This is a genomic window from Candidatus Terasakiella magnetica (assembly GCF_900093605.1).
Classification (GTDB): Bacteria; Pseudomonadota; Alphaproteobacteria; order Rhodospirillales; family Terasakiellaceae; genus Terasakiella; species Terasakiella magnetica.
The window spans coordinates 25,185-42,366 of the sequence record NZ_FLYE01000048.1 but is presented as its reverse complement, the minus strand read 5'-3'; the positions used below and the strand labels follow the sequence as shown (position 1 = coordinate 42,366).

Genomic DNA, 17,182 nt, shown 5'->3' with positions numbered 1-17,182 from the left:
TATGCAATGGACCATAAAAACAGAAGCGGAATGCCCTTTACCTGAAGATTTGATCTTGGGGTTGGTGGCGCGTGCCTTGGGAGAGAACTGGACAACCAAGTCTTCGCATCAGCTTCGCTTGGGTCGTGAGCATTATCAAGACCTCTCCCTTGTTGCTTTTTTAGAAGATAAACTGGTTGGCACCGTGCGGCTTTGGCCCATTCAGGCGGGTGAAGCAGGTCCAGCCCTTTTACTGGGGCCTTTAGCTGTTGATCCAACGCTGCATGGTTTGGGCTTAGGCAAGGCCATGCTGCATTGTGTGATTGATTTAGCCAGAGCAGCAGGCCATGGCGGGATCATCTTGGTTGGCGATGCGCCTTATTATGAGCGTGTCGGTTTTAACGCCAAACCCACATGGCATATGCGCATGCCCGGTCGTTATGACCAAAACCGCCTTTTAGGGATTGAGCTGATCAAGGGCTACCTTGAAGGCCATGAAGGTGTGGTTACCCGCTAAGGCTTGCTTGGCGTTATCTTTGCTGCGCAGGTTTTAACTTCGGGTATTTTGCCATAGGGATCAAGCTGCGGGTTGGTCAATAAGTTTGCAGCCGCCTCTTTAAAACAAAAGGGGATAAACACCATGCCCGTCGGCACATCGCGATCAGGGCGTGCATGGATATCAACCGTGCCGCGCCGTGTGGAAACCGTGATCATATCACCTGCTTCAAGGCCCATTTTATTAAGCTCTTTCGGGTTCAGGCTGGCAACCGGATGGGCTTCGATCTGGTTGAGCACAGCGGCCCTGCGCGTCATGGCACCTGTATGCCAATGTTCCAACATGCGCCCTGTGGTCAAGACAAACGGATAGTCGGTATCTGGCACTTCATCAGGTGGGATGAGGTCGGTTGGTACAATGCGCCCTTTTGAATTTGCTGTGGGGAACCCCTCCCCAAATAAAACGGCTTGCCCGTTGGGATAGGTCAGGCAATCTTCAGCCTCTAATCGATCCCATGTAATGCCGTTGAGAGACCCCATGATCTGTTCCATCTCAAGATGGACGTCTTTGGCACTTTCATAAGACCAGTCCAGCCCCATGCGTTTGGCAATCTCGCAAATGATCCATAAATCCTGCTTGGCTTGCCCCGGTGGGTTAAGGGCTTGGCGCGCCATCTGGATTTGTCGATTTGTGTTGGTAAAGGTGCCTGTTTTTTCAGGAAAGGCACTGGCGGGTAAAATGATATCTGCATACATGGCGGTTTCTGTGAGGAAAATATCCTGCACCACCAGATGGTCTAGCATGGACAGGGACTTGCGGCTGTTATTGGCATCCGGGTCCGACATGGCAGGGTTTTCGCCCATGATATACATGGATTTTAGCTTACCTGCCTGAATTTCATGCATGATCTCAACCACGGTCAGGCCGGGCTCAGGGTCGAGTTTTACCTGCCAAAACTCTTCAAACTTGTCATGAACTTCTTTTGAGGCAACAGGCTGGTAGTTGGGATAGACCATGGGGATTAAGCCACTATCAGAAGCGCCTTGCACGTTATTTTGTCCGCGTAGCGGGTGAAGGCCCGTGCCATCGCGCCCCATATGGCCTGTGATCAGCGCAAGGGCCATGAGGCTGCGCACATTATCAGTACCATGGACATGTTGGGTCACCCCCATCCCCCAAAAGATAAGGGAGCGTTCAGCCTTGGCATAGGTGCGCGCAATGGTGCGGATTTCATCTGCTTTAATGCCGCAAATCTCTTGCATGGCGTCAGGGGAGAAGTCTTTAATCTTGTCAGCCAGCTTATCAAAATCTTCGGTATATTTTTCAATATAGTCCTGATTGACTAGCCCTTCCTCAATGATGGTGTGGATCATGGCATTCAGCAGAGCCACGTCTGAGCCGGATTTAAATTGCACCATATGATCGGCAAAGCGGGTCAGGCCTTGGCGGCGCGGGTCCATGACGATAAGTTTAGCACCCTTTTTGACTGCTTCTTTAATGTAAGTGGCGGCAACGGGGTGGTTTTGCGCCGGACGTGAACCAATCACGATGATCACATCGGCTTTAAGTGCATCCATGAACGGGGCGGTCACTGCTGCAGAACCGATGCCTTCCATGAGGGCTGAGACAGAAGAGGCATGACACAGGCGCGTGCAGTGGTCCACATTGTTGGTGCCAAATCCGGCGCGCACAATTTTTTGGAAAAGGTAGGCCTCTTCGTTTGAACCTTTGGCTGAGCCAAATCCAGCCAGCTCGCTTGGTTGATAGCGCTTAAAACCTTGGGCGGTTTTGTCTAAAGCTTCTTCCCAGCTTGCTTCCCTAAAATGACTTAAGGGGTTGGCCGGATCAATCGGTTCTTTAGCTGCACCCTCTTTGCGGATCAGTGGCTTGGTTAAGCGATGAGGGTGATGGATATAATCAAAGCCAAAGCGCCCTTTAACACAAAGCTTTTCTTCATTCGCCGGACCTTTTCGTCCCTCAACCTTAATCAGTTGATCATCCTTGATATGATAGGTGAGCTGACAGCCTACACCACAAAATGGGCAAAGCGAGTTAACCGTTCGCTCGGCTGTGTCACTAAGGACAGTCTCGCCTGTTTTGGGATCGCGCGGTAATAAAGCGCCTGTTGGGCAGGATTGCACACATTCCCCGCAGGCCACACAGGTGCTTTCATTCAAAAGATCATTCTGGTCAAAAGAAATATGGGATTTCCCCCCACGCGCTGCCATGCCCAGCACATCATTGCTTTGTAAATCTTGGCATGCACGCACACAGTTGGTGCAATGAATGCAGGCGTTGAGATCAACCGCAATGGCGGGGTGGGTGATATCGGCTTTAACAGGCTCTTTTGCCTCAAAGCGCGACGTTTCAATGCCGACCTCATCGGCCATTTTCCAAAAATGAGATTTTGGGTCAGGGCAAGTTTCACGTGTTGGCTGATCAGCCATGAGGAGTTCCATCACCATTTTGCGTGATTTTTCCACCCGTGCAGAATGGGTGTTTACCACCATGCCATCGCTGGCCTTGCGCATGCAGGAGGCGCTGAGCGTGCGTTCGCCTTCTACCTCCACCACACACAGGCGGCAGTTGCCATCGGCCTTGTTAAATTGGTGATAGCCTGAACAGAGGTGCGGCAAGGTCTTGCCTTCGCGCTTGGCAATGTCAAAGAGGGTTTCATCCTCAGTTGCTTGGACGGTTTGACCGTTAAGGGTGAAGGAAATCATGTGAAGTCCTCCGCAAAATGGTTAAGGGCGCATAAAAGCGGATTAGGGGCAGCTTGACCAAGCCCGCAGATGGAACTGTCCTGCATGACCTCGCAGAGCTCCGTTGCAAGCTCTTGATCCAGTGTGGTTTGCAACATATGGGACAGTTTTTCACAGCCCACCCGGCACGGCGTACATTGCCCACAGCTTTCATGATCAAAAAAGGCCATGAGGTTTTGCACAACATTTTTCATATTATCTTGATCAGAAAGCACGATAACAGCGGCTGAGCCAATAAAACAGCCATGGTCTTCTAAACTGCCAAAACTTAAAGGCAGGTCGGCTTTACTGGCAGGTAAAATACCACCAGAAGCCCCGCCGGGTAGATAGGCTTTAAAACGATGGCCCTTGATCATGCCACCGCCATAACTGTTGATGAGCTCATCAGCGGTAATATCAACAGGGGCTTCATAAACACCGGGTGTGTTGATACGCCCAGATAGGGAATAAAACCGTCTTGATCCGGCTTCAGGCCCGTTTTGTAAGATATCTTGCACACGCCAGAGCGTTTCCACGTTATTAACCAAGGTAGGGCGACCAAAAAGGCCGCTTTGGGCAGGGTAGGGTGGTTTGATACGCGGTAGGCCACGTTTGCCTTCAAGGCTTTCTAAAAGCGCAGTCTCTTCCCCACAGATATAAGCCCCAGCCCCACGACGCAAATGAATGGTGCACCCGTGTGTATCAATTTTTGGCAGCTCAATCTCAAGGATTTTGCGCACAGCTGCATATTCATCGCGCAGATAAATATAGATATCGCGCGCCTCAATCACATCAGCGGCAATAAGCGCGCCTTCAATCACTTTATGGGGATTGCTTTCTAAACAGTAACGGTCTTTAAAAGTGCCGGGCTCGCCTTCATCGGCATTGATGACTAACACTTTCTCACCATTGGCTTGAAGGAGAAAACGCCATTTATCCGCCACTTTAAATCCGGCCCCACCAAGGCCGCGCAAATTGGCTTTATCAAGTTCAGCCAAAATCTCATCACGCTTGCCTTGATATTGCATCAATGTGGCATAGCAGTATTTTTCATGGGGGATATAGGAGGGCAGCTTAACCGGATCATCTTTAGAAAAAGAGACAGGGGCTTCATCACAACGCCCCACGCAGGCAACAGCTTGGCCCACACCTTTGCCAAAGAGGGAACAGGTCAGGCTGGTACAGTGCTTTTCTTTGGGCTGAGTGCCGTCTAAATCAAAATGGGCATAGAAACTGGCAACCTCATAGACTTGGGCTTGGGACAGCTTCATTACATCAGCAAGCGCTGCGATATGGTCTTTGGAAAGATGCCCGAAATGGTCTTGGACGCGATGGAGGTTTTCAATCAGCAGATCGCGTTTTTTGACATCCGCACCAAGTAGTTCTTTCATACTTTGGTAAAGTGAAAGATCGACCTGACGCCCCTTAGGAAAGAAATGCTTTTTCATCTGTCCAACCCCCATGGATTTTGAAATAATTATACCACTAAATGTCTAATTTTACGCCTGTTTTTTTACAAATCGTGCGCAAAGCAAAGCTGGACCTTATGCGCGCCACACCGGGCAGACGCGAAAGATAATGGCGGTGGATATGTTCATAGCCCTCAGGGCCGGAACAAGCGATTCGAATAAGATAATCCGCATCCCCAGACATGAGATAACAGCCGCGCACATCGGGGCAGTCAATGATAGCGCGCTCAAACGCATCAACCGTTTCTTCGCTTAGGCTTGCCAGTGTGATTTCTGCAAAGACATTGCTCGGCTTACCCACGGCTGCCTGATTGACCAACATGGCATAGCCTTCGATATAACCGTCATCTTCAAGGCGCTTTACCCGGCGCAGGCAGGCAGAGGGTGACAGGTTTACAGCTTCGGCTAAATCTGCATTGCTCATGCGACCATCGCGTTGCAGGAAGGTTAGAATCTTACGATCTGTTGTATCAAGCTGCTCCATAGCAATAAAATTCTCTTAAATTGAATAATTTATAAATATTATTCGAATAATGGTCGTTTTACCAGTTGAAATAGGCAGCAAATTCTCCAAGGCTTGATATAGGCTTAACGATAACAAATATATCAATAGCGAGCCCTTTATCAGGCAAGGAGAACAGTTATGCTTATCGGTGTCCCAAAAGAAATCAAAAACCATGAATATCGTGTGGGTTTGACGCCCAGTTCGGTGCGCGAAATGGTCCATCATGGTCATGAGGTTTTGGTGGAAACAAACGCCGGTGGCGGTATTGGCTGCTCCAATGAAGATTATGAAAAGGCGGGTGCCAAGATTGTCGGCACAGCAGCTGAGATTTTTGATCGTGCTGAAATGATCATTAAGGTGAAAGAGCCGCAAAAAGTTGAATATGAACAACTAAGTAAAGACCAGTTGCTCTTTACCTATCTTCACCTCGCGCCTGATCCTGCACAAACAGAAGGTCTGGTCAAATCTGGGGCAACCTGCATTGCATATGAAACCATTACTGATGCGCAAGGTGGCTTGCCTTTACTGGCCCCTATGTCAGAAGTTGCTGGTCGTATGTCCATTCAGGTTGGTGCCGCTGCCTTGCAAAAAGCAAATGGCGGGCGCGGTGTTTTACTTGGCGGTGTGCCGGGCGTTCAACCGGGTAAAGTTGTTGTTATTGGTGGTGGTGTTGTGGGCACCAACGCTGCGCGCATGGCGATGGGCTTAGGGGCAGATGTGACAGTACTGGATCGCTCCCTTAAACGTTTGGCTTATCTGGATGATGTCTATGGTCCACGCCTTAAGACACAATATGCCAGTGTAGATGCCACTGAAGAGCTGGTTTATGAGGCTGACCTCGTGGTTGGGGCGGTTCTTGTACCCGGTGCGGCGGCGCCAAAACTGATTAGCAAAGATCAACTTTCTTCCATGAAGCGGGGCTCTGTCATTGTGGATGTAGCGATTGATCAAGGCGGGTGTTTTGAAACATCCAAAGCAACAACCCACCAAGACCCGACCTATATTGTTGATGATGTGGTGCATTATTGTGTGGCTAACATGCCCGGTGCTGTGGCGCGCACATCAACCTTTGCCCTAAACCACGCCACCTTGCCTTTTGCTTTGGCTTTGGCAAATAAAGGTTGGCAAAAAGCCTGCGCGGATGATGCGCATTTGCTCAATGGTCTTAATGTTCATAATGGTCGCGTGACTTATAAGGCCGTGGCGGATGATCTGGGCTATGATTATCTTGATCCAACAAGCCTTGTTTAAACGAATTGTCCGGCACACCAGCCAGATGACCATGCCCATTGGAAGTTAAATCCACCTAAATGCCCGGTCACATCGACGACTTCACCGATGAAATAAAGGCCGGGCACTTTTTTGGCTTCAAATGTTTTGGATGAAAGCTCATTTGTATCCACACCGCCGCTCATGACTTCAGCTGTTTTATAGCCTTCTGTCCCACTGGGCAGGAGTTGCCAGTTGTTAATGGACTCAGCCAAGGTTTGGAGCTTTTTATCAGAAAGTTCCGCCATTTTGCCATGGCATTGAGCCTGTTCAACAAGACGCACAGCCAAACGTTTGGGCAAGATTTGTGAAATGACCGTTTGGGCTTCTTGTTTGGGTTGATCGTTTTTGGCTTTTTTCAAAACAGCCATAACGTCCGTGTCTGGGGCAAGGTTAACCTGCACGGTTTCACCCGGTGTCCAATAAGACGAAATTTGCAAAATTGAGGGGCCGCTTAGTCCCTTATGGGTAAAGAGTAAGGCTTCGCGAAATTCGGCCTTTTTGTAGGTGATGACACTATCAAGGGCGATGCCTTGAAAGCCTGATAGCTTATCGCGTGTTTCTTGGTCAAAGGTAAAGGGCACAAGGGCAGGGCGGGGATGAATAACGTTAAGCCCCATCTTTTCTGCAAGCTTTAGCCCGAAATTACTCGCCCCGATTTTGGGAATGGAAAGCCCGCCTGAGGCAACAACAAGATGTTCACATTCAATCTCATCCTCATCACTCATGACTAAAAAGCCGCCGTCATTTTTACTCACACCTTCTACTTTGGTGTTGAGGCGGATTTTTGCTCCGGCTTTGCGACATTCTTTTTCCAGCATATCAATGATCTGCTGGGCGCTGTCATCACAGAAAAGTTGACCGTGGTCGCGTTCATGATAGGCGATTTCATATTCGCTCATTAGGCCGATGAAGTCCCAGTTTGTATAGCGATTTAAGGCCGACTTGCAGAAATGGGGATTTTCAGACAGGTAATTTTTAGGCGTGATGTCCATATTGGTGAAGTTACATCGCCCGCCACCGGAAATGCGGATTTTTTCCGCCAGTTTCTTGGCATGGTCAATGACTAATGTTTTGCGCCCACGTTTTGCGGCTTCTATGGCGCACATCATTCCTGCGGCACCTGCACCGATGATAAGCACATCTACATTGTGAAGAGCCATGAAACCTGTCTTTCAATTGATAAGGACGCTCAGAGTTCTGCCATAAAGGGGGCTGTGGGTAAACTGATAAATTTCTGATTTGGATTTTACCCAAAGGTGTGAGAAATTGGCTGCATCTGAAATGGAGATATAGGCGATGAGCACTCTTTTTAGCGCAAGCGGCGTACCGGAACTGGTCTTTGGGCGTGGTGTCTTTGAAAAACTGGCAAGACAGGTGCTGCCTTTTGGTACGCGGGTTCTGCTGATTGGCGATGCTTACCTTAAAGATCATCCTAGCCTGTTAAAAGAAGTCAGCGACATGTTGCAGGTGCAAGGCATAGCCGTGAGCCATATCTCCGCCTTAGGTAAAAAAACAAGCCAAGCCAGCCAAGCTATTATGGACGAAGTTGATCTTAGCCAAATTGATTGCGTTATTTCCCTTGGTGGGGGGCGCGCCATTGATACGGGCAAATTGGTTGCCAGGGATTGCCCTCATATTGCTGTGCCCACAACCGCAGGCACGGGTGCGCCCATGAATGGCGTTGTTTTTGGTGGCGACGGGGCCATTGAAGAAACGAGCCGCACAAGCCTTTTGCCTACAATCGTTTGTGCGGACCCAAGTTTTTTAGATGAGATGGACCGTGATGATTTTGCAGCACGCTCCTTGGCTGTTTTGATGTTGTTGGTTGAGGCTTATGTCTCACCAAAAGCATCTGTGCTATCTGATGCCTTGGTGTGGTCTGGTCTTGAATCGTTTGTGCGCGGTTTTGTTAAAGGGATTGAGGGCGATCAAAAGGGCAGAGATGAAGTTTTTTATGCCTCATTAATGGCAGGTGTGGGCTCAGGTCAGGCAGGCTTTGGTTTGAGCCATCGTCTGGGCGTGAGTGTTGAGCAGGAAACCGAGCTGACCTATGCGCAATCATGTGCAACGATCTGTGCAGAAATCAGTCATGCACAAATTGAAATGTTGGCTGAATTTTTACCAGATCATTCCGCCATGGATAAATATGCGCTTGTGGGGGAATTGCTGGCTGAGCGCCCTTTTGAAGACCGCGAAGAAGCCTATGCATCACTGGTGGGCACATTAAGAAGATGGGTTGCACGCCTTGAACTCCCCAAACTCCCTTTAAGTGAAAAGAAGATCGAAGAGATCACTCAGCTTATCATAGCCGATTGGGATGAAGAGGTTCTGCCTGTTCGTCTCAGTCATGATGTGATGATTGATGCGTTGTTAAGGCGCCATATTCAAGTTTGAAGGCAGGCGCGTTGTGCTATCGGTAATGGCGCGTTTGACTTGTTCAGCAATTAAGCCTTGAACGCTTGTGAGATTTACACCGCATAAATTGGTCTGATGCAGGTTTGCACCACTAAGGTTGACACGGCGTAGGCTCGCCCCGGCAAGGTCAGCTTCAGATAGGTCAGCCCCAAGCATGTCAGAGCGGTCTAATTTGGCATTGCGCATGTCAACTTTGCTCAGACGCGCAACGCGCAGATCAGAACTTGAAAGTAGAGCTTCTTTGAAGGTCGAGCCGCTTAAGTCAGCTTTTCGAAAGACCGTACTGGTACAGTTTAAACCTTCAAAACAGGATTGAGGTAAGATTGCCCCTGTAAAATCAACTTCCGCAATTTCTTGACCGCGAAAATCAGAATGGGGGCGTTTGGCTCGTTTGCCGTTTTTTCCACCGCTGTTGATCCATTCTTTATGTTGTTCCAAGCATTCTTCTAGATCAACGATCTCTTCAAAATCTTCATCTGCAGGGCCTGCTTCAGTTTCTTTTTTCTTTTTCTTGGCCTTTTTCTCAGCTTCTTCAAGAGCTACTTTGGCTTGTGCTTTCTTTTTAGAGGCTGCTTCTTCTTCGATGAGATTTTCTTGCTTACTCTTGGCCTTTTTCTTTTCTTCTTCAGCTAAGCCAAAGTCAAAATCTTCTTTGCTTTGTTTTGCTGGGGCATCATCAGTTAAAGCAAAGTCGTTTGAGGTTTTTTTACCTTGTGCTGTATCTTCTCCAGCAAAGATGGAACCACTAGATTTTTGTGAAGAGGGTGCCTGTAATGTTGCACCAGCCGCACCACGGCTGTGTGAGGAGGCTTCATGCTGAACAACACGTTCTGCTTTTCTAGCTGATGAGGGGGCTTCTTGGGTCAGGTTTGATACTTCTGCTGCCTCTACATCACTGGCTTTCGCCTGTTTGGGAGGCGTTGGTTTTGTCGCTGCAGGTGCGGGGGCATCATTCCCAAATAGCTCAATAGAACTGCCTTTAAAGCCCCCACTCATAACAGGCGAGCTGTCAAGCGAGCTTCTGCCCGGCTGGACCGGGGCCTGAATGCCATCTTTGCGCCGACATAACTCTTTAGAACGCTCTATATCTTCAAGCGTGCGTCGCTCAGGGCCAAAGTAATGGTTTACACAGACAAAGCGACGTGGCTTTAAGATGACCGAGCGGCTGAAACGAAGGATCTTTTCCGCCTCAAGGGGTTTTCTTAAGGCCCCTTCAATACCCGCTTTGCAGGCTTCACGCAGTGTGTTGGGGGCAACTTTATCTAAGAGAATAAGAATCGGTGTTTTGAAAAAGGCGCCATCCATTAGGCCACGGATTTGGCGCACAACTTCGATACCTGAAATTTCAGGGAATTTAAGCCCGATGAGCATAAGGTCGGGCTTCATCATAGGGATATGGTCAAGGGCTTCTTCTGGTGACGGTGTTGCCACGAAATCGCCAATGCCATTATCTAAATATGTGGTGCGCGCCGCATCAATGCTTGCAGGATCATTATCGCAAAGCATCACTTTATAGGCGCTGAAATCAAAGTCCGACATGCACGTAGTTCAGTTGTTTGTCTATTTTTTTACAAGACTATCATAACCTGATCTGAGATCAGTTCAACCCGAAGCTTATACAAAAGGGGTATTATTTTGGATTTCCATCCGGTCTTGGGCCAAACACGCTTTCAAGCTGGTCTTGAACAGAATTGACCTGTTCTTGCTCACCCTCACCAAGAACGAGGGTAATTTCAACGCGGCGGTTGCGTGAACGGTTTTCAGGACTGTCATTTGGGACCAGTGGGCGGCTATCACCAAAGCCTTGAACCGCCATTTTTTGAGGGGCAATATCAGAATGATTGAGGAAATGGTGCACAACTGAGGTCGCACGTGCGGCAGAAAGGTCCCAGTTGGAACGGTATTGTCCACCACCACCTAAAGGAATGTTATCTGTATGTCCGCCGACCTGTACTTGACCCTGTGATTTCTTGATCACATCGGTAAGCTTGTCCAAAAGGTCAGCAAAGTCAGCGCCGATATTGGAGGAGCCGGAACCAAAGGCAATTTCACTTGGGAAGCGAATTTTAACTTCATTGCCTTCTCTTTCCACATCAACACCTTGATCAGCGGCTTCTTCAGCAATGATTTTTGCAACTTCATTCTCAACGTCACTTGCTTGCTCTTCAGGCGATTCCTGAGGATCAATATCAAATTCTTCTTCGTCGGTGGTATCGGGGATATCCATCGAAACGGTCGGGATTTGAATGTCTGTTGGCGAAACGTTACGCGCGACTTTGCGCTGTAATTGCCCATCAACCTCAATCACACCAGCAAGGCGATCTTCTTTTGAGATACCAAAGGCATTGCGCATGGCACCCGCCATTTGCTTGTATTTAATAACGTTCATTTCCGAAAACGTCAGAAGAAGCACGAAAAGAACCAACAGCAGGGACATCAGGTCGGCGAAAGTCGCCATCCAAGCTGGGGAGCCCTGCGGGGGGCATTTCTTTTCTTCTTGTTCAGCCATGGGCTAAAGCTTACTCTTCCTCTTCTGCAGGCTTGCCACCTGGCAGATATACGCCAAGCAGTTCTTGCAGAACCATAGGGTTTTGTGAGGCATGGATTTGCATCACACTTTCGACAATCAAGGCACGTGTATTTTTTGTATTGTCGATTTTAATTTCCAGTTTATCCGCCAGTGGAATACAGATGAGGTTGGCTAAAACCGCACCATAAAATGTGGTCAACATCGCAACCGCCATCGCCGGGCCAATCGCAGCCGGGTCAGACAAGTTGGCAAGCATTTGTACCAGACCGATCAAAGTTCCGATCATACCAAAAGCCGGGGCCATATCGCCCATGCCGCGCCAGAAGCTCTCCCCCTGCATTTCAGCCTTTAGGGTCATGTCGACTTCTTTACTGATACTTTCTTTAATGACTTCAGCAGCCATGCCATCCACACACATGCGGATACCACGCGCCATCAATTCATTTTCAACCTGAACACTTTCAAGGCCGAGAAGACCTTTTTGACGAACGATACCAGCCAGCTCAATGGCAATGTCATAAACGCTGCGAGGGTCGTCAGCTGTGTTTTTAAAGGCGATCTTGCCGCCGATTTTGAGTGCGGCGATACAGTCAGAAAGCGGGAATTTTACAAGAGTTGCAGCTGTCGTACCACCAAACACAACCACGATAGATGGAATGTTGATAAAGGCACCGAGGTCTCCACCGATCATGATTGATGCCACGATGAGGTCCATGCCCAATACGATACCAATTAGCGTTGCGAGATCCATACAATTGTGCCGTTCTTGTTATTCAGCTTGCCGTAAAACTCATATTAACGCGAAAGTCCTTACCAACGTTTTAACGTTAAAAAAGATTATGCTCACGTTTCCTCAGACAGTTTTACATTACGTTTGTCGGATGGGGCAACAGTCAACTCGCTAAAAATGCACCATTTTTTGTGTGTATACATATATATAGGTAGATATACCTACGATTTATCATACTTTAGTGCATTTTTCGTTTGGTTTTACCTGTTGCAATTGCCGCAATAGGATTATCGGGCCATGGGTGTTTGGGATAACGCCCTTTCATTTCTTTTTTTACCGAATCGTATCCATTTTGCCAAAAACTCTCTAAATCTTCAGTCACTTGCAAAGGGCGTCCGGCAGGCGAGAGGAGATGGATTTGTAAATTACATTGTCCATTATTGATGGTGGGGGATTGGGGCTCACCAAACATTTCTTGTAATTTGACCGATAAAACAGGTTTTTTAGAATTACTATAATCAAGTCGGATGTTAGACCCACTGGGCACGCGGTAATGTGTAGGGGCCTGCTGATTGAGCTTTTGTTGGTCTTCCCAGCTCATCTTTGACAAGAGAGCCGCTTGGAGATCTACCTTTTTCAAATGATCAATCCGACAGCATCCGTTTAAAAAAGGTGATAACCAGTCTTCTAAACTGTCTAACAGGCCTGTCTCACTCATATCAGGCCACGATGTATCGTTATAACGTAAAAACTCAACCCGTTGGCACAGGTTTTGGCTGTCTTTATCCCAAGATAGAACATGTATGCCCAATTGGCGGATGCCTGCGCACAGGGCTTCGCTCAAACGCTCAGGAGCAATGTTTTTAATCGGGGTTGTTTTAAGTTTAAGGGCACCGATGCGCCGCACTCTTTGTGCCGTGGCAGCCTGAGTGCGTTTATCCCAACCGATTTCTTCCTCTTCAATGATCTGATGGGCAAAGTCTGTTTCAATATCCTGTAAAGTAATGGGGGCGGCTGTAAAAATGCGCCCTTGTGCCTGTGTGCCCCCCATATGGGCAACAACCAGATAGTCTTCTCCAAAAAGCGGGTCATCTTCAGAAAGGTTCGCACCGATGCCGGCACTTAAGTGATAATCCCCTTTGCCTTTTGCACGCAGTTTTGCAAGGCGATCAGGATAGGCAAGGGCCAAAATTCGTCCAGCTTCCAAGATCGAAGCAGGTTTTGCATCTTTCAGCTTTAGGCGTTTTTTTAAGATCTTTACGGTTTCTTTGGCGCGATAAAAAGCACCTTTTGCAAGGTTGCGATCTTGTTTTTTAGACTGAAACAGGCTGAGTGCGTTACGAATATCACATTCACGCCTGCCTTTAAAAAGGGGCCCGTCATGTAGCGTTGCGGCAATCTCACAGGCCAGTGCCGCCTCACCTTGGCCTTCCTCTCTTGCCTTTAACACCATATGGGCGATGCGGGGATGCAAAGAAAGTTTCTGCATCTCTTTACCATGCTCACTCAAGATCAGGTTTTTATCTAAGGCCCCAAGGGTGATGAGGAGCTCTTGAGCTTTTTCAAGCTGGCTCTGGTTGGGAAGGTCTAAGAGTTTCAGCTCATCAGGCCTTTTTACCCCCCACGAGGCTAGGTCCAAGGCAAAAGGGGTGAGGTCACATTCCAGAATTTCAGGAATATCACGTTCCTGTAAGGCTTGGGTTTCGGCCTTGGGCCAAAGCTGATAGCACACACCGGCTTCCATGCGCCCTGCACGTCCCTTTCGCTGAGTGGCTGAGGCTTTTGAAACCCGTACGGTTTCAAGTTTCGACATGGCCTTGGCAGCATCAAAACGAGAGACCCGCTTTAAACCACAATCAATGACTACCCGAATGCCTTCAATGGTCAGGCTGGTTTCCGCAATGGTGGTGGCAAGAACGATTTTGCTTTTGCCTTGCACGGTTGGTGAGATGGCCAAATCCTGTTGGGCTTGGCTTAATGCCCCATAAAGCGGGGCAATAAGGATGCTGGGGTCAGAGCCATATTGATCTTTTAAGAGCTGTTCGGTTTTGCGGATCTCACCTTCACCGGGGAGAAAGACAAGAATATTGCCGCTTTCTTCGCGCACTGCCTTATTCACAGCTTTAGCCACATCTTGGGCAAGGCTGAATTTATCAGGGCGGGGCAGGTTTTTTGTCTCGACCTCAAAGCTTTTGCCCTGACTGGTGATGCAAGGTGCGTCATCTAAAAAGCTTGAAAGAGAAGCTCCATCTAATGTAGCAGACATGACAAGCAGGCGAAGGTCATCGCGCAAGGCGGCCATGGTCTCAAGGCAGAAGGCGAGCCCAAGATCACCTTGAAGGTTGCGCTCATGAAACTCATCAAAAATCACAAGGCCAATGCCATCAAGTTCGGGGTCGTCTTGGATTTGGCGGGTTAAAATACCTTCTGTCACCACTTCGATGCGGGTCTTGGCGCTGATCTTCTTATCTTGGCGAATACGATAGCCAACGCTTTGACCAACCTCTTCACCCAACAGGCTTGCCATGCGGGTTGCCGCCATACGTGCGGCAAGGCGGCGTGGCTCAAGCATGATGATTTTTTGATTACCAAGCCATGGCTCATTGAGCAAGGCAAGGGGCACGAGCGTTGTCTTACCTGCGCCCGGTGGGGCTTCTAAAATAGCGCAGTTATTTTGGCTGAGCGCGTTTTTTAACTCAGGGAATGTTTCTTCAACCGGATAGCCAAGTTTTAAGGGAGATGTTGTCATACCTCATCATCAATAGCCGCAACATTTGCCAAAAACTTGGAAAGGTCATTGCGTTGTTTTTCGCTATAGCGTTTTTCAAAGACCTTGCGTTCATCATCAGACAGATTGGTGAATTCTTTAAAGATACACATCATCTGTTGTTTGAACTGGAAGTCAGAAAAAGGATATTGACCAACGCCTTGACCTGGTGTGTGCGGATCACTTTGCATCACGCGTATATACCAGTCTTTGCGGATGTTGAATTTTGAGAAAAAGCCCGCCAGTGCCATAAAGCTGTCCCAGCGGATATTCCAGCATTCTTTATCAACATAGAGATCGTAATAAGTAAACTTGTTGCCTTTTTCCTGAGAAATCCGTTCCATCAGGCGCAGGGAGGTTTCCATCAGCGTTTCATATTGCGCGCGCCCTAAAAGCGCTTCAATGGCATGAAAGAAATTGGTTAGCTGCGGTGTTGCCAGAACAACAGGGTCGCGATTAAGCAATGTTTCAAACGGTTGAGAGACAATGCGGCCATAAACATTAATGCGCGGTGTCTTTTGCATGGACTGACGCACCTGTTGAGAGCAGCGCTCAAACTGTTTGTCACAATATTTTTCACGCACAGCCGGATCGGTTTGAATGGCTTGGGCGACAAAATCAAGGGCATCCAGACTGACTTGTCCTTCATGGGCCTGTTGTTTAGCAAGCAATAGAAAAAGGTCTACAGCCGAATTAAACGTCTGTTGGCACGGAATGTCCGTTTGTTCTTGTTTTTTATCTGCCATGGTGAATGTCCTTACCCTAAGAGAATTACAGACTAAAGTTCTCTTGTGAAAATATCAAGTCAGAGCGCAGTGCTATTTCTTTTCCAACACACAGGCAAAGAAACCATCACAGCCATTTGTGTGCGGACTTAGGCGTAAATAGTCTTCATTGGCACAAGGATAGGGCGTCTCGAAATTTTCTTCCCAGACGGTCTTGGCCTTAACCAGCGTAAATTTGTCATTTTCTTTAAGGAAGTTCTCAATCTGCTCTTCATTTTCTTCTGGCAGCAGCGAGCAGGTGGCATAAATCATACGCCCACCGCTTTTGACCAGACGGTTTGCGCTTTTGATAATGTCAGCTTGCAGGGCAACCAGTTCACTGAGGTCTGTTTCATCTTTGGACCATTTGGAATCTGGATTGCGTCGCCATGTGCCTGTTCCACTGCACGGCGCATCAATCAGCACGCGGTCAAACTTACCACGGCTTTTCTTGACCCATTTATCATAGGTGTTTTCCAGCAAGACCCGTTGTGTATTGACAATACCGGCGCGTTTTAGGCGGACTTTGGCGCGGCTTAAGCGTTTGCTATGGACATCACAGGCGACCAGATGACCGGAGTTTTGCATTTGGGCGGCAATGGCAAGGGTTTTACCACCAGCACCAGCACAAAAATCCACAACCTGCATGCCTTTTTTAGCCCCTGCAAAAAGTGCAACAAGCTGGGAGCCTTCATCTTGGACTTCGATCCAGCCCTGACGAAAAGCGTCTGTTTCCGATAAAATGGGTCCACCCGCATCACTTTGGCGCAAGCCGATGGGGGACATGGGACAAGGCTCTGTCTTGAAGCCTTGTGAAGCTAAACTTTGCTGGGCTTCTTCAGGGGTGGTGTGAAGGGTGTTAACGCGATAATCACTTGTGGATTTTGTCGCAAGCGCTGCCAGTTCTTCTGTAAACGTCTCACCAAATGCTTTTTTAAGCCCGGCTTGTGCCCAATCAGGACATTCTGATTGAACCGCATCGCTCATATCAGGGTGGTTAATCTCTTTACCCAGCAATCTTTTAAGTGCAGCGATTTCTTCTTTGCGCAACATATCCATGCGATTGCGCGCACCGTTACAAAGTTTTTCAAGCTGGGGAATATCAGCGTTTTCACTGAGGATCATATCAGCCAATAACATGGCACGCATGGTGGGTTCCAGCTTGATTTTTTTAAGCCACCATAACAAACGACGATAATGTAAAAGCACAGAGCGCACACGGTTTTCAAGATCGCGGCGATCACGTCTTTCAAGCGCATCTTGGAGATGGCGAAAATAACTGGAAAGGACCGCGTCCATGGGGCGGCCTGTATTGGCCATCTCATTGAGCATTTCAAGCGACAGGTTCAGCCGTGCCGCACGCCCGAGGCCATAGGCCGACTTTTGTTCTTTGTCGCTCATGATTTTCAATCCTTCAATGTCATCTGATGGGGCGCTTCATATCATGAATCCATCTAAAAGCCACGCAAAAGCGGTGAAAGACAGGCAAATGAAAGAATTTTTTGTTTACATCT

General features: G+C 48.3%; 13 protein-coding genes. 3 read left to right on the top strand and 10 right to left on the bottom strand.

From position 1 onward, the window contains the following. The first annotated feature begins 1 nt into the window (after position 1). Complete coding sequence (locus MTBPR1_RS16780) at positions 2-496, top strand: GNAT family N-acetyltransferase (RefSeq protein WP_069190199.1); 495 nt, start codon at positions 2-4, stop codon at positions 494-496. Here MTBPR1_RS16780 and fdhF read toward each other — a convergent pair. From fdhF to MTBPR1_RS16765, 3 genes are read right to left on the bottom strand one after another with little or no spacing between them, the layout of a single operon-like run. After that, complete coding sequence (fdhF, locus tag MTBPR1_RS16775; RefSeq protein WP_069190198.1) at positions 493-3,198, bottom strand: formate dehydrogenase subunit alpha; 2,706 nt, start codon at positions 3,196-3,198, stop codon at positions 493-495. The genes MTBPR1_RS16780 and fdhF overlap by 4 nt on opposite strands. Next, positions 3,195-4,664, bottom strand: coding sequence for an NADH-ubiquinone oxidoreductase-F iron-sulfur binding region domain-containing protein (locus MTBPR1_RS16770; protein ID WP_205631267.1), 1,470 nt, complete (start codon positions 4,662-4,664; stop codon positions 3,195-3,197). Before MTBPR1_RS16770 ends, fdhF begins: the two co-directional genes overlap by 4 nt. Before the next feature lie 37 nt (positions 4,665-4,701). Next, positions 4,702-5,169, bottom strand: coding sequence for an Lrp/AsnC family transcriptional regulator (locus MTBPR1_RS16765; RefSeq protein ID WP_069190196.1), 468 nt, complete (start codon positions 5,167-5,169; stop codon positions 4,702-4,704). Between the two features lie 159 nt (positions 5,170-5,328). Between MTBPR1_RS16765 and ald the strand changes: the two genes are divergently transcribed. After that, the gene (gene ald / locus MTBPR1_RS16760; RefSeq protein WP_069190195.1) at positions 5,329-6,441 is read left to right on the top strand and encodes an alanine dehydrogenase; all 1,113 of its coding nucleotides are present in this window, start codon (positions 5,329-5,331) and stop codon (positions 6,439-6,441) included. Here the strand turns inward: ald and MTBPR1_RS16755 are convergent. Next, positions 6,438-7,622, bottom strand: coding sequence for a BaiN/RdsA family NAD(P)/FAD-dependent oxidoreductase (locus MTBPR1_RS16755; protein ID WP_069190194.1), 1,185 nt, complete (start codon positions 7,620-7,622; stop codon positions 6,438-6,440). The two genes, ald and MTBPR1_RS16755, sit on opposite strands and share 4 nt — an antisense overlap. 136 nt (positions 7,623-7,758) lie before the next feature. On the opposite strand from MTBPR1_RS16755, the gene MTBPR1_RS16750 reads away from it, so the two are divergent. Next, a complete protein-coding gene (locus MTBPR1_RS16750) occupies positions 7,759-8,856 on the top strand; it encodes an iron-containing alcohol dehydrogenase (RefSeq protein ID WP_069190193.1) in 1,098 nt (365 codons plus the stop codon). On the opposite strand, the gene MTBPR1_RS16745 is transcribed toward MTBPR1_RS16750, so the two are convergent. From MTBPR1_RS16745 to MTBPR1_RS16720, 6 genes are all read right to left on the bottom strand, one after another. Next, positions 8,833-10,416: a pentapeptide repeat-containing protein gene (locus tag MTBPR1_RS16745; RefSeq protein WP_069190192.1), complete on the bottom strand. Its 1,584-nt coding sequence runs from the start codon at positions 10,414-10,416 to the stop codon at positions 8,833-8,835. The genes MTBPR1_RS16750 and MTBPR1_RS16745 overlap by 24 nt on opposite strands. A 91-nt stretch (positions 10,417-10,507) precedes the next feature. Further along, positions 10,508-11,386, bottom strand: a complete 879-nt coding sequence (locus MTBPR1_RS16740; protein ID WP_069190191.1) for a flagellar motor protein MotB — start codon at positions 11,384-11,386, stop codon at positions 10,508-10,510. Positions 11,387-11,396: 10 nt separating this feature from the next. Then, on the bottom strand, positions 11,397-12,158 hold the full coding sequence (locus MTBPR1_RS16735; RefSeq protein ID WP_069190190.1) for a MotA/TolQ/ExbB proton channel family protein: 762 nt from the start codon (positions 12,156-12,158) through the stop codon (positions 11,397-11,399). Positions 12,159-12,375: 217 nt separating this feature from the next. Beyond that, entirely contained in the window at positions 12,376-14,886 is a 2,511-nt protein-coding gene (hrpB, locus tag MTBPR1_RS16730) for an ATP-dependent helicase HrpB (RefSeq protein ID WP_069190189.1), read from the bottom strand. Further along, positions 14,883-15,650 (bottom strand): hypothetical protein, encoded by a 768-nt coding sequence (locus tag MTBPR1_RS16725; RefSeq protein ID WP_069190188.1) that lies wholly within the window; start codon positions 15,648-15,650, stop codon positions 14,883-14,885. The genes hrpB and MTBPR1_RS16725 overlap by 4 nt, the downstream gene beginning before the upstream one ends. A 72-nt stretch (positions 15,651-15,722) precedes the next feature. Beyond that, entirely contained in the window at positions 15,723-17,069 is a 1,347-nt protein-coding gene (locus tag MTBPR1_RS16720; protein WP_083223181.1) for an RsmB/NOP family class I SAM-dependent RNA methyltransferase, read from the bottom strand. Positions 17,070-17,182 lie beyond the last annotated feature (113 nt).